Origin of the sequence: Flavobacterium cheongpyeongense, assembly GCF_003202435.1 — a bacterium.
GTDB classification, from domain to species: domain Bacteria; phylum Bacteroidota; class Bacteroidia; order Flavobacteriales; family Flavobacteriaceae; genus Flavobacterium; species Flavobacterium cheongpyeongense.
In genome coordinates this window covers 1-210 of sequence record NZ_QJHK01000084.1, presented here as the reverse complement: position 1 = coordinate 210, position 210 = coordinate 1, and the positions used below count along the sequence as shown (strand labels likewise).

Genomic DNA, 210 nt, shown 5'->3' with positions numbered 1-210 from the left:
GTATTCCTTATGTAATTACAGACGGAACGACTACGGCTACCGCCAATGAATTGATCACGGTAACCCCAGTAAACGATGCCCCAGTAGCCGTTGACGACAACTATACCGTAGCCGAAGAAGGCACCGTGACCCTGACCCCGTTAAGCTTAGATACCGATACAGATGGGGATACATTAAGCATCACCAGCATCAACGGCACAGCGTTAACCC

General features: G+C 50.0%; 1 protein-coding gene. It reads left to right on the top strand.

Going from position 1 to position 210, the window contains the following annotated elements; all coding sequences use genetic code 11:
• Positions 1–210: Ig-like domain-containing protein (locus DMB65_RS22305; RefSeq protein ID WP_165835024.1), on the top strand; the 210-nt coding region annotated here is incomplete at both ends.